This window comes from Streptococcus sp. SGI.013 (genome assembly GCF_050315295.1).
Classification (GTDB): domain Bacteria; phylum Bacillota; class Bacilli; order Lactobacillales; family Streptococcaceae; genus Streptococcus; species Streptococcus porcorum.
The window spans coordinates 49920-71243 of sequence record NZ_JBNPOS010000008.1 but is presented as its reverse complement, the minus strand read 5'-3'; the positions used below and the strand labels follow the sequence as shown (position 1 = coordinate 71243).

Genomic DNA, 21324 nt, shown 5'->3' with positions numbered 1-21324 from the left:
GGTAGAAGGGCAAACCTATCAAACAAAAATGTGGCATCGCGCTCTGAGCCACACCAATTACCACTTGGAACCTAGTCAAGAATGGTCTAGCGATGCTTGGTATGATCCCTCTCAAACAAGACACTTCAAACCAACTGAGTGGAACGTTTATCAAGAAGGAGCAGCTCATGGTACTATCATTGGAGGAAATATCTCAACGTTTAATCTTCTAACAGGAACTGAGTTTGCACCGAAAGTTGAGAACTATGTTCTGTTTCTAGAAGAAGCTGAAGGCGATCACTATTATACGATACTTAGACATTTAACAGCCATCTTACAAGCCTATTCTAACCCCAAGGCAGTTGTTTTTGGTCGTTTCCCTAAAGAAACAGAGATGACTGAGGAAATTTTTAAAGCGATTTTAGACAAATACCCTCTACTTAAGACTATCCCTGTACTTTATGACCTAGATTTTGCCCATACTCAGCCTCTCTTTACCATTACAATTGGCGCCAACATTTCTATTGATACTAAGACAATGACTTTAAACATCTCTGAAGATTAAAAAACCATTTGGGAAGGCTCCCAAATGGTTTTTGTATTACCAAATCACGACACGCTTGTCTTTATCTCGCCACATCCCATCGCCTTCTTTGACATCAAAAGTAGCAATAAAATCATCAAAGTTTGGCAACTGAACATTGGTGCGAAGTTTTCCTGGGGCATGTACATCTACAGCAATCAATAACTGCAAATATTCCTCACGCGCCTTCATGCGCCAAATACGCGCAAAATTGATAAAGTAGTCCTCAGCAGAAAAATCTGCTTCTTTTTTAGCGGCCTCAAGGGCTGCTGCCAAGCCTCCCAAATCCGCAACATTTTCAGAAACGGTTAACTTACCATTGACTTTGCCTCCTGCAAAGTCAATCCCATCAAACTGCTCCACTACCTTGTCTGTACGCTCTTTAAAAGCAGCGTAATCTTCATCTGTCCACCAATTATTAAGGCTACCATTTTCATCAAAAGAAGCCCCATTGGTATCAAAAGCATGAGAAATTTCATGAGCAATAACAGCACCTATTCCTCCGTAATTAGCTGATGATGACTGCTCCAAACTATAAAATGGTGCTTGGAGGATAGCCGCTGGAAAGACAATTTGATTTTGTTGCGGATTGTAGTAAGCATTAACCATGTGGGCAGGCATTCCCCACTCATTTTTATCGACTGGCTTATTCCACTTGCTCCAGCTATGAGCTATTGAGATTTTTGCAAGATGGGCTGCATTTTCAATCAAGCTAGCTGAGTCGTCAATAATTTTTTTCGCATAGGTATCTGGTAATTTTTCAGGATAACCAATATGTGGTGTGATACTATTTAGCTTGATGATAGCCTTATCTCGTGTTTCTGGTTTTAGCCAGTCGTTATTAGCTAAACGTTCCTTATAAACCTCAATCATAGTCGCCACCTTAGCCTCCACATCAGCTTTAGCTTCTTTAGAAAACTTCAAGTCCGCATACCAAAGACCAAGGGCTTGATTGTAGGGACCTTGTGCCAAATAAAAAGCAGCTTTTTTCTGATCCATGGCTTGAGGAGTACCAGATAAAGCACGGCTATAAGCACCTGATAAGACTCGAATCTCATCTGTCAGGTAAGAGGTATAAGAAAGAGCCGCACTTCTCACTAAAATCGCTTTTAGGGCTGTCCAATTTTTTTCAGAATAAAACTCCGCTGCAAACTCTGTCCAAAAACGCTCCTCTGGAACAATCACTTTATCTGGAACTTGTCCTAAAATCTGTTTAAAAATAGTATCTAAAGGTAGTTCTGGTGCCAATTTAGTAAAATCTGCCCAGTCATAAGGATGATACAACTTTGCATACTCAGAAGACTCCTCACTTGAGAGAACATATTGAGCTAATTTGGCATCAAGCGCAATCATCTCATCTAAAATATGCTTGATCTCTTCTGTAGAAAAGCCAAACTTAGGCAATAAATCTTCTTGGCATCGGCGCCATGTTGCCAATAGCTCTTTTCCCTTCTCATTATCCTCGCCATAATAGCTAGTATCTGGCAAAATGGTTCTCGGAGCTTCTGCCCACAAAACGTTGGTCTGGGCATCCATAAAGTCTGGTGCTACACCAAACGGTAAAAGGTTCGGTTTGCCATCCATCTCAAACTCTGCTATCCGCTCTGCAAAGCTTGAGAAAGACGATAGACCCTGATACTCCTCAATCAAGGGTTTAACTGGGGTAACACCGAGTGCTTCTCTTGTTGTAAAATCACTGACCTGCTTATGAAACTTAACAAAGTTGGATAAAATAGGATCTGTTGGGACATCTTTACCTGCTAACCAAGCATCGGTTGTGTCTAACATTAGGTCCTCTATTTCATCAGCTAAATCTGAAAAGCCACCAGTTCTTGGCTTATCATCAGGAATAACAGCTGTTTCTTCCCACTTTTTATTAATCGCATCATAAAAATCATCTTGGTAACGTGTCATCATTGTACTCCTTTGTATTGTCTTTTTTTATTGTAACAAAAAAAGATTAGAATTGCTTTTTTAGACTATTTCCCCTTCGCTTTATTTATTCGAAAAAAATATAAAAAGAAAGGCTTTTTTAAAAAATTTTTTTTGTTATTTTTGATATACTAATGTTAGCGCTTTTATAAGGAGAAATCACATGAAAAATTTAGTTCAATACAAATGGGCTACCCTAGGAACTGGGGTCATTGCTAATGAATTAGCTCAAGCTTTGCAGTCACTAGGCGGCAATCTCTACTCCGTTGCCAATCGTACCTATGATAAAGGTCTAGCATTTGCCCAAAAATATGGTATTCAGAAAGTTTATCAAACCATTGATGAAGTATTTGAAGATCCTGAGGTAGATATTATTTACATCTCAACCCCGCATAATACCCATATTAACTATCTAAGAAAGGCCTTGTCAGCAGGAAAGCACGTCCTTTGTGAGAAGTCTATTACACTCAATTCAGAGGAACTAGAAGAGGCTATCGCGCTTGCCGAAGAAAACCAAGTCATTCTTGCTGAAGCGATGACTATTTTCCATATGCCTATTTACCGCCGTCTCCGCGAACTTGTCCAATCACAAGCCTTGGGGGATCTAAAAATGATTCAAATGAACTTTGGAAGCTATAAAGATTACGACATGACCAATCGTTTCTTTAATAGAAATTTAGCTGGTGGAGCCCTCCTTGACATTGGGGTTTATGCCCTATCTTTTGTTCGCTGGTTTATGTCTGAAACGCCTGATCAAATCAGCTCTCAAGTAAAATTAGCACCAACTGGGGTTGATGAACAGATGGGAATTTTATTAAGTAATCCCAAAGGAGAAATGGCTACTATTGCCCTTACCTTACACGCTAAACAACCTAAACGCGGCACCATTGCCTACGATAAAGGCTATATTGAACTTTATGAATATCCTCGTGGTCAAAAAGCCATCATCACCTATACAGAAGATGGCCACCAAGATATCATTGAAGCAGGAGACACCAGTCAAGCCCTCTCCTACGAGGTCCAAGATATGGAAAAAGCTGTCGCTGGTATCGAAAATGAGATGCACCTGGCTTATAGCCAAGAAGTGATGGCTATCATGACCAAACTCAGAAAAGACTGGGGCTTAGTCTATCCAGAAGAAGAATAAATCACAAAAACTCTTCCACCAAAATAAATGATTGGGGAAGAGTTTTTTGATTACTTTAAGATGACATTTTATGAGAATAGGGAGTTTCAAATAGAATCTCGACCAAAGAAATGACGAAACTCAAGAACAGACTTAAACCTACTGACAATAGGATCCCCCATGTTAATTTCACTAAACTCATGGTTCTTAAGCCGTCAAATAAAATAGTCCCTAGCCCACCTGCATTGATAGTAGCTGCTATAGTTGCAATCGCTACTATAGATAACCCTGCTAGACGCAGACCTGAAAAAATAGACGACTTGATGAGAGGAAGCTGAATCAATACTAATATTTGCCAAAAATCCATCCCCATCCCTCTAGCTGCCTCTAACACACTAGCATCAACTTTATCAAAACCTGTCAGAAAAGTTCTTACCAAAATATACTGAGCATACAAGGTTAAAACTACTATTGCTGTCACCTTCCCTAAACCAGTAAAAGGAAGCAACAAGGCAAAAAGAGCAAAGCTAGGAACAGCATACAACAAAGATAGCATATAAGTCGTCCCTGTTCGTAAAACGGGAAAACGTAGTAGCATCAATGTCAGACCACTTGATAACAATAAAGCTAAAAGAAGAGATACTACCGTTAAAATCAAATGGTCTAGACTGGCTATCAATAATTTTTCTGAAGACGCATGGAAATAATCAAGCATAGGTCCTCCAAATTTTCTCTTGCTCTCTCACCGTTTCAATCAGACGTGTGACAAATTCTCCTTTAGGAGATTTAATAATATTTTCAGGGCTATCAAATTGACAAATTTTCCCCTCATCCATAATTAAAACTTTACTACCTAAACGAAAGGCTTCATGAATATCATGTGTAATAAAAATAAAGGTCTTATCTTCTAGTTGTTGATGCAGTTTGAGGAGTTCTTCTTGAAGGTTACCTCTTGTAATGGCATCAATCGCCCCAAATGGTTCATCAAACAAAACAATATTAGGATCACCCGCCAAAGCCCTAGCTACCCCAATCCGCTGCTGCTGACCACCTGAGAGTTCTTTGGGGTAGCGCTGGCCATACTCCTTATAAGGAAGTTCTACCATCGTTAGCAATTCCTCCACTCTAGCATCAATTTGAGATTGTTCCCACTTTAATAGTTTAGGAACAGTTGCAATGTTTTCAGCTATAGTCATATGAGGGAAAAGACCAATTTGTTGGACAACATAGCCAATCTGCCGTCTCAAATCGACAGGATCAAGTACTGAGAGATCCTGTCCTTCAAAACGAATTTGTCCACTTGTTGGTTCAACAAGGCAATTAATCATTTTTAAAGTTGTGGTTTTTCCAGATCCAGAGGTGCCCAAAATGGTAATAAACTCCCCCCTTTTAATCGATAAACTCAGGTCATCAACTACTGTTTTACCTTGGTAAACCTTTGTGACCTGATCAAAATAGATGATCTCCTCTCTCTTCATGAGCTTCTCTCCTTATTTAATCGTTTGGTAAAATGCTTTTGCAACCTCAGTGTACTCTTTACCATCAACATCTACTTGAGCATTTAATTTTGTCACTGTTTCAGTATCTAAGCTAGATGAAATAGAATTTAAAATCTCTTCAATCTCAGGATTGGCTGATAAAACTTGATTACGTACAACGGGAGCGAGATTATAAGGAGGCCAAAATTGTTTATCATCTTCTAGAAGTGTAAATTGATCTGTATTCACCAACTGACCTTCTGTTGTATAAGCTGGTGTAACGTCTGCTTCATTGTTTTCAAGGACAGTATATTTTAAGCTATTATCATAAACTTTTGAGGATTTCCAATTAAAGTCCCCATAAGTTTTTGTTAAACCTGGGATACCATCATCACGCTGATCAAACTCTCCTTGAGAGGCAAATCGTAAGGCACTGGCATGTTTTTGAAGGTCAGAAATAGTAGAGATCCCTAGTTTTTTTGCAATATCTGTCCTAATAACCAATCCTTGTCCATCATTGGCCTTAGAATAATTCAACCAAGTCACTTGAAATTGATCTTTATAAGCTTCCTTAACAGTTTGATAAACTTTCTCAGAATCTGTTTCAAGTGGTTTTCCTAACACAGACAAAAGCCCTGTACCTGTATATTCTGGATAAAGATCGATTTCATCACTTGTTAAAGATTGATGAATCAATGAACTAGAAATATTGGGTACGCGTTCTACCTGATAGCCTTTATCCTCTAAGGCTAGAGCATAAAATTCTGCCACAATCAGATTCTCTGTAAAATCTTTAGAACCAATCCTAATCACTTCCTGGCGACTGGTTTTTTCACTGTCTGCTTTTTTGGTAAAAACAAATGCACCGCCAACTATTAAAAGAAAAATTAATAAAATCGCTGAGATAAACTTTTTATTTTTCATATTCACTACTCCTTATATAAAGATCAAATCCTAGCATACTGATAAAAGATAAAAGCGCAACACTCCCTCCTCCAATCATCAATAAATCAATACGATAAAGTCCTAAACCTGTAAAAATTAAATTTCCAAGTCCTCCTGCTCCAATATAAGTGGCTAAGGTGGCACTAGCAATCAATTCAATCAAAGCCAACTTAATACCATTTAAAATATGATGACGCGCTAATGGAAAACTCAGTTGGTAGAGCAGCTGCCACTTTGTCATGCCCAAAGCCAATCCTGTTTCCAGTATAGCTTCTGGCACCTCTGAAAATCCTAAAATCGTGCTAAATAAAATAGGAGGAAGCGCTAAAACCACTAAAGCAATCAAAGCAGGAAGTTTCCCCACTCCAATAAAAGGAACCAAAATAAATAAAACAGCTAAACTAGGAACCACTCTAAGAGCTTGAGAAAAATGAGTTGAAAACCAGTGCACCGTTTTATGACGATAACTAAAATACCCCAAAGGAAGACCGAGCAATACGGCAAAGAATAAAGCTAGAAAACTTAACTCTAAGTGTTGAAAAACACTCTCTAAATAGGTCTCCATATTATGAGAAAAATAGTCTTGGATGTTTTTAATCATTTCTATCCCCTTTATTTAACAGATAATCAACTGATATGTCGCTAAATTGCTTTGATAAATCATTGATAATCCTATACAGTTGATGGTGATCTTGTAAAATCCCATACTGATTAAATACAAACTGAGAAAGGCAATGGGTCCGTTGACCTAGTGGTCTTTTATCGCTAAAGCGTAAAGAAAGAGCCTGTGTGGCATAGAGGATTTCAATTGCTAGTAATTGATAAAGTTTCTCAACAATCTCTTGCGTTTGCTGTAGGATAAGAGGGAAATTAGTTTGTCGATCCTCCATGTCCCCTGCTAAGGGATAAGAAATATTTGACAAGGTTTGACAAGCATGGTGAATTTCAACATCAAGTGTTGCTGCAGTTTTTTGCAAGGCTTGTAAACCAAAATATTGTTGACTATCAGCTTTTAAAAATCTAGGCAATCGGGTAAAGTCTGGATTGCCCAACTTAATCATCCGTTGGACAGAAGCATGGGACAAATGGCTTAAAGAAACATTTAGCATCTCAACAGATAAACTCAAGCCTAGAGTTTCAAAATTAGGAGTGGATAAGATACGTTTTGTTTTCTGATCTACAATAGGATTATCATCCGATGCTCGTAATTCTGCTAAAAGGTTCTGTTCAACATAAGCCAAACTATCATATATGGCTCCATGGATTAAGGTAACATTACGAAAACTAAGCGGATCTTGCACGGTCTGACTTCTTTTTTTTAGAAGGTAGCTTCCCTTTAAAAATTCACGAATATGATAAGTGCTAATCTCCTGCCCTTTCAACTGTTTGCTGGCAAGAACCCCTTCATCTAAAGGAGTAATATTACCATTTAGAGCCTCTAAGGAAAGGGAGTAAGCTAAATCAAACCATTTGACCAATTGATGTAGCTGAAGGACTAACAAACTTAATTTTGCATGGCTAACGGCATTTGAACTAATCACCGACAAACCGTCTTTAGCTTGAAAGTTAATAGGTTTTAAACCAAATCGTTGAAACAAGTCACTAGCTTGATAACGCTGACCTTGGTAGTCCATCAAACCTTCCCCCATAAGGGCTAAACCAATATAGGACAAAATACCAATATCCCCTTCTCCAACCGATCCTTTACCATTAACCACTGGTGTTAATCCCAAATTTAAAAAATCTGCTAAGCGCTCTGCAATCTCTATCTGACAACCCGCATAACCTTTAATAACGCCATTAAGGCGAATTAACATGCTTGCTCTAACCTGTTCAATAGAAAGTTCAGGCTCAATTCCTACACAATGAGCATAGATAAGTTGCTGATTAAAGGATCCAATATCTTCTTTGGCAATGCGGGTATCTTTATTTTTTCCCACGCCTGTATTTAAGCCATAAATCAATTCTTCTCCATCTAAGGCTTCCAATACTATTTTTCTAGCGGTTTTCATGGACTGAAGTGCATCAGGGTGTAAAGAAATTTCTTCTTTACCTGATACAATCTGTGATAACATTTCTAGCGATAAATTATAACCTGTTAGTTCCATCTACTCTCCTGGAAAGGCATGACGATACAATTCAATTCCCAAAGCTTCTTCAACTTCTGGGTAAACGGTTGGATCCTTAACCCCCGAACTTAATGCAAAATGACTTTTATCAATTTTAAACAAAGTTACCTCTTGATCTAACTCAATTTCATTGGTACTGAGCGGGTGGGCATCACTTGTTCTAAACAAGGTGATGACATCAGGATAGGTGCTTAAACGTTTGCCTGATTTTGTTTCAACAGCCATATATTCATTTTGAACATACACCACTAATGTTTGACGTCCAACTTTAATATGGACTTGACCGATATCAAAAGCTTCATCTGTATAAACAATCTCTTTTTTGACAACTTTACCAGTTCCCAAAATTTCTCCCGACGTAAAATCTGCTATTTTTTGAATAACCTCTAATCCTGATTTGTCCTGATGCGATAAGATTTCATACCCTAAATCCAAAGCATAGGATAAGCCTCCAACAACAGCGTTTTCTTTAATGTAACAGGCTGTTAAAGGGTGACGTGCTGCCGCAATAAACCCACCAGATAAATCTGAAGCAATGCGCAATAGTTTTGAGGTATAAGCAGATGTTCCTGTCACTACTAATTCAATGTGGCGCCCTGTTTCTTCACGCCCTCCTGAAACGGCTTGGATTGTTTGATAGGAAAGGTCATTAGCAACACCCATATTTCCCATCTTACCAGTTGGATGCGCCCTTAAATCTCCTGTTGCATCTACAACAGAAAGCCCCAAAGCCGCTGCTGCCAACCATCCATTGGTTGAGCTTGATTTCCCATTTTGCGGTGTCAAAATTCCTTTAATTTTTTCTGGAGTAGGGTGTTTTTCTATCACCAATTGGACAGCTTTAATATAGTCGCGTCCTAGCATTTCCCAATCTGTTGTTCCCGCTGGGGCACCTATAGCCGTTTGAGTCAAAATGATATCATCTTCCTCTAGCTCATCAATACTAATAAGAGGGACTGGACGGATTGCTACCGCAGCATAGCCCATTTCTAAGCCATGTTCATAAAAACCACCTCCGCCACTTGCTAATACAGCGCCTCCTGTACAAGCAGCTAACACATCATCTTGATTTAACTTTTTAATCACCATCGCGTCATCCTTTTTTATCTTGTCCATTAATCCGTCGAATCCCTTTTTTATAAACTTCATCTAAAGAGGCTGAATAACCTGCATCTGCATAACGTAAAACGCCTAGACTCGTATCGTTTGTAATCGCCAATTGAATGCGTTCCGCTGCTTTTTCTGTACCATCTGCTACAACTGTAATCCCTGCACTTTGCATATAACCAGCATAGCCGCCCCCACCTGAATGGATTGCCACTAAATCAGCTTTAGAAGAAGAAGCAATAAGAGCATTCAATAAAGGCCAGTCAGCCACTGCATCAGAGCCATCTTTCAAATTTTCCGTCATGATATTAGGGTGAGCCATTGCTCCTGCGTCTAGATGGTCTCGTGTAAAAGCAATTGGTGCTGAGAGTTTTCCTTCTGCTACAAGCTCATTAACCGCTAAAGCTAACTGGGTTCGTTCTTCATGCCCTAACCAACCAATCCTAGCTGGTAAACCTTGGAAAGGGACATATTGTCTTGCTAAACGAATCCAGTTGGTAATAATAGCATTATCTGAGAACGTCTCCAAAAGATATTGATCAATGATTTCAATATCCCTAGCCTCACCTGATAAGGCAATCCAGCGAAATGGACCTATCCCTCTTTCAAATAAAGGACGGAGATAGGCTTCTGTAAAAACAGGGATAGAAAAGGCATTCTCAACCCCAAAACGCTTTGCTTGCGTCCGTATATTATTACCATTATCAAAGACTTGAGCTCCTCTTTCTTGAAAGGCTAGTATAGCAGATACCTCTTTGGCAATAGAATGCCCAGCAGCGGCTTCTAATTCTTTAGGATTTCTTTCTCTTAATCGCTCTACCTCATCTAAATTAAAACCTTCTGGGACATAGCCATACAATAAATCATGCGCTGCAGTCTGATCCGTGACAATATCTGGTATGATGTTTCTCTCTAAAATTTCCTGATAAACCGTCGCAGCATTCCCCACCAGAGCTACAGAGACAGCTTCTTGTTTCTTCCTTGCATCATCAATCCACTCTAAAGCTTGGTCCAAGTTATCAGTCTTTTGATCCACGTAGCCAATAGCCAAACGTTTGTCGATATTTTCTTCATTGACGTCAACAACCAAGATACTCGCGCCCGTCATTTTTCCAGCTAAAGGTTGAGATCCTCCCATACCTCCCATTCCGGCTGTTAGGATAAAACGTCCCTTCAAACTTCCACCAAATACTTGACGAGCTATCGATTGGAAAATTTCATAGGTTCCCTGAATCACACCTTGCGAACCAATGTATTGCCAGTCACCAGCAGTTAGTCCGCCCCAGGCAATTAAATTCTTATCATAGAGGTCATAAAAATAATCTGGTTTAGCCCATTGTCCTACCAAGTTGGAGTTAGCCATAATCACTAAGGGAGCATCTACATGGGTCTTTAAAATAGCAATCGGTTTTCCTGATTGGACAATCAAACTCTCATCTTCTTCTATCGTTAACAAGGCATCAACAATAGCATGATAAGATGGCCAATCACGCGCCGCTTTCCCAAGCGCTCCATAAACAATCAGGTTTTCAGGATCTTCTCCGTTTTCTAGTACATTTTCTAATAAACGTAGTAAGGCTTCCTGTCTCCAACCTTTTGCTCTCAGTTTATTACCTCGTTGTGCAACTATCCCCATAAATTTCTCCTCACTCAACATACAAGAATCATACTCTATATGCTATCATCCCTAAAAAGTCTTGCATAATCTATATTTTTTATCTCTAGTCATAAATAAAATTTATAGCAAATAAAAAAGCCCGACTGAAAGTTTTTAACCTTCAGCCAGGCCATCTCATCTTATTTCCACTCTTACTACTGGATAACACACATTTTATTTTTTTAAAATAGCAAGGGTTTGATAAGGTTTGAGGGTAATCTGATCTGCTAAGACAGTGTCTTTATAGTTGCTGATCAAAACTTGACCTGAGGCATAATCAGCTAGGTCAAGGGTTACTTCCTCAGCAAAGAAGTTGTTTAGGACAAGGAGTTTTTCATCGCCATGCTGACGCTCAAACGCATAAACCTTATCACTATCTTTATAAGCTGCCTTATAGTCTCCTTCTGCAATTAACGGCAATTCTTTACGCAATCGAATCAAGTCTTGATAGAAAGTAAAGATTGGGCCTTCCTTCTCATTTTTCACATTAATCTCTGGATAAGACTTGCCTGCTTTTAGCCACGGTGTCCCCGTTGAGAAACCAGCATTTTGGCTATCATCCCACTGCATTGGAGTTCTCGAGTTATCACGAGATTTAGCCTGGATAATCTTGAAAGCTTCTTTTTTAGATTTGCCCTCATCCAACATGATTTGATAAGCATTGAGACTCTCAACATCCACATAGTCTGCCATAGAATCATAATCTGGGTCAATCATCCCAATCTCTTCTCCCATGTAAATATAAGGTGTGCCTCGAGAAAGGTGGATAGAGGCTGCTAGCATGGTTGCTCCTTCATTGCGGAAATTTTTCACATCCACAAAACGATTGAGGGCACGCGGCTGATCGTGGTTGTTATAGAACAGCGCATTCCAACCATTGCCTTCACTCATCCCTTCTCCCCAAGTATGGAAGAGACGTTTGAGTTCTTCAAAGTCAAAATCCATAATAGTCCATTTTTGACCATCTTTGTAATCCACTTTCAAGTGGTGGAAGTTGAAAGCCATGGACAACTCTTCACGCTCAGGAGCCGTGTAGAGAATGCAATTTTCAATGGTCGTAGCAGACATTTCCCCAACCGTCATAAAGCCTTCTTCTTTTCCAAAGGTAGCATTATTCATCATCTTGAGGTAATCATGCGTAATAGGGCGATCGGTGTAGGCAGGTTTGCCGTCATTGATAGGGCAGTCTTCTAGGACTTCATCTTTACCAATCAAATTGATAACATCGAAACGGAAGCCTTTAACCCCCTTGTCTTTCCAAAAGTTAACGACTTTGAAAAGTTCTTCACGGACATGGGGATTGCGCCAGTTAAGGTCTGCTTGCGTCACATCAAAAAGGTGGAGATAGTATTTTCCAGTATCACCAAATGGCGCCCAGGCATTGCCACCGAACTTAGACACCCAGTCAGTCGGCTCATCACGTAGGATAAAGAAATCTTGGTAATATTTGTCGCCAGCGAGGGCTTTTTGGAACCACTCATGATCAGTTGAGCAGTGGTTGAGGACCATGTCTAGCATAAATTCAATGCCTAATTCTTTTCCAACAGCCACCATTTCTTCAAAGTCTGCCATGGTGCCAAAGTCAGGATTCACCGCAGTGTAATCTGAAATGTCATAACCATTGTCACGCTGAGGACTTGGGTAAAATGGGTTTAGCCAGATCATGTCAATCCCTAACTCACGAAGATAGGGGAGTTTTTCAATAATACCACGTAAATCCCCCACACCGTTTCCTGTCGTATCCTTGTAAGATTTGGGATAGATTTGGTACACCACTTTACGTTTATCGATTGCCATCATTAAGATACCAAGAACATAGGGAGAATGTTATGATTTTAAATCTTCCACCTAGGTTCTATGCCTTTCTCTAGTTTATTAAAGAGCTACTTTTTCTTATTGCTTTTCCTATCAAGTGAAAGAGACTAGGCCAAGCTGTCCAAGTCTCAATCATGATTTATGTTTAAATTTTACTTGCTTTAATCACGTCTTCGCCGCGTTTAATCTCACGTGGTAAGTCACCAATCGCATCTGGTTGATAATCATACTGGTTAGTAACAATAACTGGAGTTTCCGTCACATAACCAGCTTCTTTGATAACATCCATATCAAATGTGATCAATTTATCACCCACTGCTACACGATCGCCTTGTGCCACATGAGCTTCAAAACCTTTGCCATCAAGGTTAACTGTGTCCATACCAATGTGCATCAACAGTTCAACACCGTCATCTGACAAGATACCGACAGCATGTTTTGAAGGAAAAAGAACAGAAATCACACCAGATACAGGAGCAGTTAATAGACCTTCTGTTGGTTGGATAAGGACACCTTGTCCCATCACACCTTGAGCAAAGACAGGATCAACTGCTTCTGAGAGAGGTTTTGCTTCCCCAGTAAGAGGGCTTTGGATTGTGACAACTGTGCCAACTGCTGGCGCTTCTTTTTCTTCCACTTCAGCTAAAGCTTGAGCTGGGCTCACTGCTTCTTCGTCATCTTTTTTTGAAAAAGCGCCTGTACGGTTAAAGATAAAGGTTAATGCCATTGGGACTGCAATCGCAACAGCCATAGCTAGAGCAAAAGCTCCCCAGTAATTCGCTTTAATCGATAAGATACCTGGCAAACCACCGATACCGATAGAAGCTGCTTGAATGTTAAAGGTTACAGAAAGTAAACCTGCGATTCCTGAACCAATCATACCTGCTACAAATGGGTAAACATATTTTACGTTAACCCCAAAGAGAGCTGGTTCAGTAATTCCGAGATAAGCTGAGATAGTTGCTGGAAGTGAGATTTGTGCCTCACGTTCGTTGTGACGGTTAATAAGGAAGTAAGCAAATACTGCTGATCCCTGTGCAATGTTTGAAAGAGCGATCATTGGCCATAGACCAGTTCCACCTGTATCTGCAATCAATTGGGTATCGATGGCGTTTGTCATGTGGTGAAGACCAGTGATAACAAATGGTGCATAAAGGGCACCAAAGACTGCACCAAAGAACCATTTAAGCGGTCCTGTCAAACCAGCAAGCACAATTGTTGATAGCCATTGTCCGATAGTCCATCCGATTGGACCAAGAACAGTATGAGCTAGGATAAGAGCTGGAACAAGTGATAAGAATGGCACAAAAATCATTGAAACCACTTCTGGAATAACCTTGCGCCAGAATTTTTCAAGGTAAGCTAGTGACAAACCTGCTAGAAGAGCTGGAATAACCTGTGCTTGGTAACCGATACGGTTAACAGTGAAGAAGCCAAAGTCCCAAACCCAATCTTTAGCAATTTCTGCTGCTGATGTGCTTGGCACAGCATAGGCATTAAGCAATTGAGGCGACACCAAACAGATCCCAAGAACGATACCAAGGATTTGTGAAGTTCCCATCTTACGAGTCACAGACCAAGTAATCCCTACTGGTAAGTAGTGGAAAATCGCTTCACCTGGCAACCATAAGAAATGGTTTACCCCACTCCAAAATGGAGACACTTCAACAATAGTTTTCCCATCAAGAGCTGAAAACTGCACGCCTTCAAGCACGTTACGGAAACCAAGAATCAAACCACCAACGATAAGAGCTGGAATGATTGGGGTAAAGATTTCAGCCAACATGGTCATGACACGTTGAACTGGGTTTTGATTACTTTTGGCAGCTGACTTGGCTGCTTCTTTAGAAACCCCTTCGATACCTGATACAGCTGTGAAATCGCCGTAGAAGATTGGCACGTCATTACCAATGATTACTTGGAACTGACCAGCGTTTGTGAACGTTCCTTTAACTGGAGAGATGTTTTCAATACGTTTCACATCTGCTTTTTTCTCATCAACAAGCACAAAACGCATACGAGTGGCACAGTGGGTTACTGCGCTGATATTTTCTTTGCCGCCAATCGCCTCAAGCATCTCGCGGGCTTGGTTTTCAAATTTTCCCATTTTTTACTTACTAGGTAAGTCCTAGCTTCCTCCTTATTTTGATAAATTTGTACGTACAACCTTTACATGTTTTATTGTAACCGATTGCAAATTCAAGCGCAAGCCTTTCTTCAAAAAAAAATAGAATTTTGATAAAATAAAGTCATCTTGTATGCCTTTTCAAAGACAAATTAAAATAAGGAGGCCTTTTAATGAAAAAATATATCCAAATCTTCCATGATTTAGAACATAAGATTCACACTCAATTTTATCAAGCAGGAGACTACCTCCCTACTGAGTTAGCCCTAACTAAAGAATATCACGCTAGTCGTGATACGATAAGAAAAGCCCTTCGCTTACTGAATGATGCAGGACTTATTCAAAAAATGCAAGGAAGAGGATCACAAATCATCAAACGAGAACAAATCAATTTTCCTGTATCTGAACTGACCAGTTATCAAGAGTTAGTCGAATCTATCGGACTCAAATCACAAACAAAGGTGATTAGTATTGACAAAATCATCACAGATGAACACTTGGCCAAAAAAACAGGTTTTAAAATCAATGACTTACTTTGGCGCGTTGTCCGCCTTAGAATTGTCGATGGTGTGGCTTCTGTCTTAGATACAGATTACCTCTTAAAAAAGATAGTTCCCCAAATGACAGTAGAAACCGCTCAAAGCTCCATCTATCACTATCTTGAAACAGACCTCAAACTTGATATTGCTTATGCTGAAAAAGAAATTATCATTGACCATGTCACTGATAAAGATAGACGTTATCTAGACCTAGGCTCTGATATTCATGTGGTTTCAGTCAACTCTAAGGTTTACCTATCTGATACGACACAATTTCAATATACCGATAGCCGACATAAACTTGAAAAATTCAAATTTGTGGACTTTGCTAGAAGAAAAAGTAGATGATTAAAGTTAAAAAGAGGTGGACTTTCGTCCGCCTCTTTAAACGTCTTCCATATGATGTTCAAAAATCCTAATCAATTGGACACAGGACCAGACTCCCACCCCAGTTAGCGTAATAATGAATAAAATTTCAAGAAGGTCCTTTAACATCATCATCACCTCCAAACATTAGAAAATATCTCAAAGTAAGGTCCCGAAAGAACCTTTTTGATCCTTGTCACTTGCATCTTGCCGACCAAGATAACGAAGGACCACAAAAAGTAGTAACCAAATTCCCACAGACCAGATACGGTCACTATTAAAGCTTAAAACCAACATCATAATCACCCCGTATCTCTTTTTCAACTCTATTATACCATCAAGCGAAAACCTTTTCAAAAACAAGCCTCCGCCATCTAAAAGCATCAAATCCCTTACCTAACGGCAAGGGATTTGATCAAAGAAAAACTACACAGGTCCTTCTAACCTCTATCTGTGCTTTGTATCTAGAATGATGGTCACTGGACCATCGTTAATTAAAGATACCTGCATGTCAGCTCCAAAAATACCAGTTTTAACGGGTACTAACTGTGCCAATTTTTGATTAAATTGGTCATAAAATCGGCTAGCCCAATCAGGCTTAGCGGCACCTGTAAAGGCTGGGCGATTGCCTTTTTTAGTATCTGCAAAAAGGGTAAATTGGGAGATAGATAAGATTTCACCATTAATATCTTGCAAAGACAAGTTCATCTTATCATTTTCATCAGAAAAGATCCGCATCTGAACGATTTTTCGAATGGCATAATCCATATCGTCTTGCTGATCATCTGGAGCAACACCAACTAGAAGAAGAAAACCTTGTTTGATACTGGCATGATTTTTTCCTTCAATAGCAACAGAGGCTTCTTTAACACGTTGAATGATAATCTTCATCTAGCACCTACCCATTTGTTCGCTTAACAGAATAAACATCTGGAATCACTTTTATCTTATCAACCACTGTTGTGAGACTATCTAAGTTCGGAATCCCAAAAGCAATATGAATATTAGCAAACTTCATATCTTTTGTCGGTTGAGCATTGACAGAAGATACGCTCTTGGTCATATTTGACAAGACTTGCAAGACATCGTTTAAAAGACCAGAACGGTTCAAGCCATAGATGTCAATTTCTGCCATGTAATCCTTACTTGAATGCTGATCATCCCATTCGACTTCGATCAAGCGTTGCTCGTAGCCCTCCTGACTCTTAATATTGTGACAGTCAGATCGGTGAATGGCAACCCCACGGCCTTTTGTGATATAGCCTTCAATAGCATCACCAGGGACAGGGTTACAACATTTGGCGATACGCATAAGAAGTCCTGACGCCCCTTGAATAATCACACCGTTTTCACTTCTAACTTTTAAAACATCTTTTTTCTCATGCTTGATTTCGCCACCATTTAGTAACTCATCTGCTTCTGCTTTAGCTTTAGCTCGCTCTTCTTCGCGACGTTCTTTTTCAGTTAATTTGTTGAAAACACTAATAGGGCTAATTTCGCCAAAACCGATAGCCGCGTAAAGTGCCTCTTCATTACGGTAGCTGACCTTAGGTAAAATATCTTCAATATGCTTACGATCAAGGTAGCGATTGGCAACATATCCCTGTTCTTGGAAGTAATCAATCAGCATCTCACGGCCTTTATGTACCGAGAGCTCTTTATCTTGATGTTTAAAGAACTGGCGAATTTTATTTCTAGCCTTATTAGTCTTAACAATGTTAATCCAATCACGGCTTGGACCAAAAGAATTACTGTTGGTGACAATTTCAACAACATCACCTGTTTTTAATTTTGCCGTTAATGGCACCATGCGACCATTTACTTTGGCACCTGTTGCTTTTTCTCCAACTTGGGTATGAATAGCATAAGCAAAATCAATTGGACCTGAATCTTTCGGTAACTCCTGTACAGCACCTGTTGGGGTAAAAACATAGATGCGTTCAGCAAAGATATCTTCTTTAACCGAGTCAACAAAATCTTGCGCATCACTCGAGGCATCTTGAAGCTCCACTAATTCCTTAATCCAGTTCATGCCAAGGGCTTGTTCACGTCCGTCAACTTTGCCTTTCATGCCTTTTTTGTAAGCCCAGTGTGCAGCTACCCCATACTCCGCCACTTCATGCATCTCACGGGTACGAATCTGAATCTCAATAGGACCTTTTGGACCATAGACAGTTGTATGGATAGACTGGTAACCATTAGCTTTAGGATTGGCAATATAGTCCTTAAAACGACCAGGCATAGGACGCCACAACTCATGGATGTAGCCCAACATGGCATAAACATCACTTTGAGTCTCCATGATACAACGAATGGCCGTCAGATCAAAGATTTGATCAAACCGTTTTTTCTTATCATGCATTTTACGGTAAATGGAGTAAATATGCTTTGGACGACCATAAACATCTCCATGAAGACCTTGTTCTTCGGTATAGGTTTTAATTTTATTGACAATTTCATCCACTAAAGCTTCACGCTCACGACGTTTTTCCGTCATCATGTGGGAAATACGATAAAATTCCTGTTCATTAAGATAGCGAAAAGACAGGTCTTCAAGTTCCCATTTTACACGGCTAATCCCTAGACGATGAGCTAGTGGTGCGTAAATTTCTAGCGTTTCACGTGAAATACGTTTTTGCTTGTCTGGGCGTAAATGTTTGAGTGTGCGCATATTATGAAGGCGGTCTGCTAACTTCACCAAAATCACACGAATATCTTGAGACATGGCCATCAACATCTTGCGATGATTTTCTGCCAACTGCTCCTCATGAGATTTATACTCCACTTTTCCAAGCTTGGTGACCCCATTAACAATCATCCTAACATCTGGACCAAAAGCCTCCTCAATGTCATCTAAAGTATAAGGCGTATCCTCAACCACGTCATGTAAGAAGCCACAAGCCACCGTAACAGCATCTAAGTGTAGCTGAGCTAAAATACCAGCAACTTGGATAGGATGGATATAGTAAGGCTCACCAGATTTTCTAAATTGTCCCTCATGGGCCTTTTCTCCGTATTCTAAAGCTTTCTTAACAAAGGCGACATCTTCCTCATTCAGATAAGAGGCTGCAAGTGTCAGAACCTCTTCTCCTGTCAAATTTTTTTCTTTAGGCATCTCTTTCCTCTTTACAATCATCAACTTAAATTATATTGTTCCCATTTTACCATTTTTTAGCCTAAAAATAAAAAAACTTTACCAAAATCAGACAGCAGATTAAGCTTTAATACCTCACTTCTTCTTGAAAGCCACTGTTAAAAATCCTATAATGGACTTATCATATCTCAATAGAAAAGGAACGTTTATGTCAGAAACCCTAACTTATCTTACCAAACTCACTCAAATCCCTTCTCCAACAGGATTTACCAAGGCTATCATGGACTACGTTGAAGCTGAGGTCACTTCCTTAGGTTACAAAGCCAAACGCACCCCAAAAGATGGTCTGCTTGTTACCATAATGGGAAAAAATGATGATCAGCATCGACTACTAACCGCCCATTTAGACACCTTGGGGGCTATGGTACGTGCCATCAAGCCAGATGGACGGCTCAAACTTGATTTGATCGGTGGTTTCACCTACAATGCCATAGAAGGTGAAAACTGTACCGTCCATGTTTCTCAAAATGGCAAAACCATATCAGGGACGATCCTCATGCACCAAACTTCTGTTCATGTCTATAAGGATGCTGGGACTGCTGAACGCAATCAGACCAACATGGAGGTCCGACTAGATGAAAAAGTCACCACAGCTGAAGAAACACGCGCACTTGGCATCCAGGTCGGAGACTTTATTTCCTTTGATCCAAGAACCCAGATTACCCCAACTGGTTTTATCAAATCACGTCACCTAGATGACAAAGTTTCGGCAGCCATCCTTTTAAACCTCCTAAGACAATACCAGCATAATCAAGTGAAACTCCCCTATACAACCCACTTCTACTTTAGCGCTTTTGAAGAATTAGGACACGGTGCCAACTCTAGTATCCCTGAAAAAACTCTAGAGTATTTAGCTGTCGATATGGGAGCTATAGGAGATGACCAACAAACAGACGAATACACCGTCTCTATCTGTGTCAAAGATGCTTCTGGACCTTACCACTATGGCCTCCGCCAACACATCGTCCAACTAGCAGAAGCACACCAAATTCCCTACAAATTAGACATCTACCCCTACTATGGTTCAGATGCCTCGGCTGCTATGCGAGCTGGAGCAGAGGTACGCCACGCCCTTTTAGGTGCAGGCATTGAAGCTAGCCATGCCTATGAACGCACCCATACAGACTCCATCGAAGCTACCGAAAAACTCATCCACGCTTACCTAATGAGTCAGATGTTGGAGTCATAACCACCCGTGAAAACGGGTGGCTTGTACACCGGATATAAGCCGTTTCTCTCCAGCGATGTCTAAAGACGTTCGCTGAACTTCGTTCAGGTTAGTGCTATAATTACTTGACTAATGCCCGTAACAACGGGCTTTTATCTTGTTCTAAAACTGCCATCTGAAAATGGATCTTCATACTCTTTGACACTCAAGAATCAAGTGCAATGTCATTTTTCTCCTGCTCGCGAATGTATTTCGCAACTGTCTTTTCGTTCAGACCAACGGTACTAGGTACCAACATAGTAGCCTCTGGCCCAAAACTTTCGATTTCCATACTTATATTTTAAATTGGCATGTTTATCAAATATCATTAGAGTACTTTTACTTTTCAAATATCCCATAAAATCAGAAATCGAAAGTTTCGGAGGTATCAAGACAAGCATATGAACATGGTCTGGCATCATGTGTCCCTCAATGATTTCCACGCCTTTGTATTGACATAGATGACGGAAAATATCAATTAAATCCTGTCTAATTTTGTAGTAAATGGATTTTCTCCGGTACTTAGGTGTGAAAACTATGTGATATTTGCACATCCATTTGGTATGTGATAAACTGTAACTGGTTTTAGCCATTTCTTTTTCCTCCTTTATCTAACCTGAACAATTAGATTATAACAGGAAAAAGAAATGGAAGCTCAAAGCCTTGTCAGCCACCAGCATAGCTGGTGGTTTTCTTGTTTTTCTCTACGAGAAAAACTGGCTCGAAGCCATAATAGAAAAACCTAGAGAATGGAAAATTGGTCATTCTCTAGGTTTTTGTTAGTTAAATGTTGATTCATATTTTTGGTTGAATAGTTTCTGAAGGTTAATAGAGGGTGTTTTTTGAACTTTAATAAGATCTTCAGTTGCAGAATTTAATATGTCTTCAATTTCCTGTAAAGTCTTCCTATTCAGGGATTTTGGCTTTTGTTTATCATCTGGGGAGAAGTATGATATTAGTTTTCCAGTTAAATCAGTATTGTAAAAATAGAGTTCCTTTTGTTTTTCTACTCTTATGTAATATCCTTTATAGTCTTTGGTAAAATATGCATCTTTATTAAGATATATGGTTTGACTATCATCCTCATAAAATTGAACATTTTCAGTATTTGGTTTATCAATGAAGTATGAGTTCTCTAATGCCATAACCAATTCGGGTCTAGCTCCATCTTTTCTAGGCATA

General features: G+C 39.7%; 18 protein-coding genes and 1 pseudogene. 4 read left to right on the top strand and 15 right to left on the bottom strand.

Features of this window, described 5'->3' with window-relative positions; all coding sequences use genetic code 11:
• On the top strand, positions 1 to 544 hold a 544-nt coding region (locus ACQRDX_RS03655; protein WP_427894446.1), incomplete at its 5' end, for an LD-carboxypeptidase.
• A 36-nt stretch (positions 545 to 580) separates the two neighbouring features.
• On the opposite strand, the gene ACQRDX_RS03650 is transcribed toward ACQRDX_RS03655, so the two are convergent.
• Positions 581 to 2476 (bottom strand): M13 family metallopeptidase, encoded by a 1896-nt coding sequence (locus tag ACQRDX_RS03650; protein WP_427894444.1) that lies wholly within the window; start codon positions 2474 to 2476, stop codon positions 581 to 583.
• Between the two features lie 181 nt (positions 2477 to 2657).
• Here ACQRDX_RS03650 and ACQRDX_RS03645 point away from each other — a divergent pair, with 181 nt between their 5' ends.
• Positions 2658 to 3641, top strand: a complete 984-nt coding sequence (locus ACQRDX_RS03645) for a Gfo/Idh/MocA family protein (protein WP_427894442.1) — start codon at positions 2658 to 2660, stop codon at positions 3639 to 3641.
• 55 nt (positions 3642 to 3696) lie between these two features.
• Here ACQRDX_RS03645 and ACQRDX_RS03640 read toward each other — a convergent pair whose 3' ends face one another.
• The 9 genes from ACQRDX_RS03640 to treP all read right to left on the bottom strand — a co-directional run bounded on the left by ACQRDX_RS03640 (position 3697) and on the right by treP (position 14858).
• On the bottom strand, positions 3697 to 4335 hold the full coding sequence (locus tag ACQRDX_RS03640; RefSeq protein WP_427894440.1) for an ABC transporter permease: 639 nt from the start codon (positions 4333 to 4335) through the stop codon (positions 3697 to 3699).
• Complete coding sequence (locus tag ACQRDX_RS03635; protein WP_427894438.1) at positions 4328 to 5098, bottom strand: ABC transporter ATP-binding protein; 771 nt, start codon at positions 5096 to 5098, stop codon at positions 4328 to 4330. Before ACQRDX_RS03635 ends, ACQRDX_RS03640 begins: the two co-directional genes overlap by 8 nt.
• A gap of 12 nt (positions 5099 to 5110) precedes the next feature.
• Positions 5111 to 6022, bottom strand: a complete 912-nt coding sequence (locus tag ACQRDX_RS03630; RefSeq protein WP_427894436.1) for a glycine betaine ABC transporter substrate-binding protein — start codon at positions 6020 to 6022, stop codon at positions 5111 to 5113.
• Positions 6012 to 6644 carry an ABC transporter permease gene (locus ACQRDX_RS03625; RefSeq protein ID WP_427894434.1) on the bottom strand — a complete coding sequence of 211 codons (633 nt, stop codon included), beginning with the start codon at positions 6642 to 6644 and terminating at the stop codon, positions 6012 to 6014. The genes ACQRDX_RS03630 and ACQRDX_RS03625 overlap by 11 nt, the downstream gene beginning before the upstream one ends.
• On the bottom strand, positions 6637 to 8151 hold the full coding sequence (locus tag ACQRDX_RS03620; RefSeq protein WP_427894432.1) for an aromatic amino acid ammonia-lyase: 1515 nt from the start codon (positions 8149 to 8151) through the stop codon (positions 6637 to 6639). Before ACQRDX_RS03620 ends, ACQRDX_RS03625 begins: the two co-directional genes overlap by 8 nt.
• Positions 8152 to 9261, bottom strand: coding sequence for a DUF917 domain-containing protein (locus tag ACQRDX_RS03615; protein WP_427894430.1), 1110 nt, complete (start codon positions 9259 to 9261; stop codon positions 8152 to 8154).
• 4 nt (positions 9262 to 9265) lie between these two features.
• Positions 9266 to 10915: a urocanate hydratase gene (locus ACQRDX_RS03610; RefSeq protein ID WP_427894428.1), complete on the bottom strand. Its 1650-nt coding sequence runs from the start codon at positions 10913 to 10915 to the stop codon at positions 9266 to 9268.
• A 195-nt stretch (positions 10916 to 11110) separates the two neighbouring features.
• Positions 11111 to 12733: an alpha,alpha-phosphotrehalase gene (gene treC / locus ACQRDX_RS03605; RefSeq protein ID WP_427894426.1), complete on the bottom strand. Its 1623-nt coding sequence runs from the start codon at positions 12731 to 12733 to the stop codon at positions 11111 to 11113.
• Positions 12734 to 12896: 163 nt separating this feature from the next.
• Positions 12897 to 14858: a PTS system trehalose-specific EIIBC component gene (gene treP, locus ACQRDX_RS03600; RefSeq protein ID WP_427894424.1), complete on the bottom strand. Its 1962-nt coding sequence runs from the start codon at positions 14856 to 14858 to the stop codon at positions 12897 to 12899.
• Positions 14859 to 15049: 191 nt separating this feature from the next.
• Between treP and treR the strand changes: the two genes are divergently transcribed.
• A complete protein-coding gene (gene treR, locus ACQRDX_RS03595; RefSeq protein ID WP_427894422.1) occupies positions 15050 to 15763 on the top strand; it encodes a trehalose operon repressor in 714 nt (237 codons plus the stop codon).
• 177 nt (positions 15764 to 15940) lie between these two features.
• Here the strand turns inward: treR and ACQRDX_RS03590 are convergent, their stop codons facing one another.
• From ACQRDX_RS03590 to ACQRDX_RS03580, 3 genes are all read right to left on the bottom strand, one after another.
• The gene (locus ACQRDX_RS03590) at positions 15941 to 16138 is read right to left on the bottom strand and encodes a hypothetical protein (RefSeq protein ID WP_427894420.1); all 198 of its coding nucleotides are present in this window, start codon (positions 16136 to 16138) and stop codon (positions 15941 to 15943) included.
• Between the two features lie 90 nt (positions 16139 to 16228).
• The gene (dtd, locus tag ACQRDX_RS03585; protein ID WP_427894418.1) at positions 16229 to 16672 is read right to left on the bottom strand and encodes a D-aminoacyl-tRNA deacylase; all 444 of its coding nucleotides are present in this window, start codon (positions 16670 to 16672) and stop codon (positions 16229 to 16231) included.
• Positions 16673 to 16679: 7 nt separating this feature from the next.
• Complete coding sequence (locus ACQRDX_RS03580; RefSeq protein ID WP_354368419.1) at positions 16680 to 18896, bottom strand: RelA/SpoT family protein; 2217 nt, start codon at positions 18894 to 18896, stop codon at positions 16680 to 16682.
• 187 nt (positions 18897 to 19083) lie between these two features.
• On the opposite strand from ACQRDX_RS03580, the gene ACQRDX_RS03575 reads away from it, so the two are divergent.
• A complete protein-coding gene (locus ACQRDX_RS03575; protein WP_427894416.1) occupies positions 19084 to 20124 on the top strand; it encodes a M42 family metallopeptidase in 1041 nt (346 codons plus the stop codon).
• A gap of 131 nt (positions 20125 to 20255) precedes the next feature.
• Here the strand turns inward: ACQRDX_RS03575 and tnpA are convergent.
• Both tnpA and ACQRDX_RS03565 read right to left on the bottom strand, forming a co-directional pair.
• Positions 20256 to 20735: pseudogene (gene tnpA / locus ACQRDX_RS03570) on the bottom strand (IS200/IS605 family transposase).
• Between the two features lie 186 nt (positions 20736 to 20921).
• Entirely contained in the window at positions 20922 to 21323 is a 402-nt protein-coding gene (locus ACQRDX_RS03565; protein WP_427894414.1) for a hypothetical protein, read from the bottom strand.
• Position 21324: the final 1 nt, after the last annotated feature.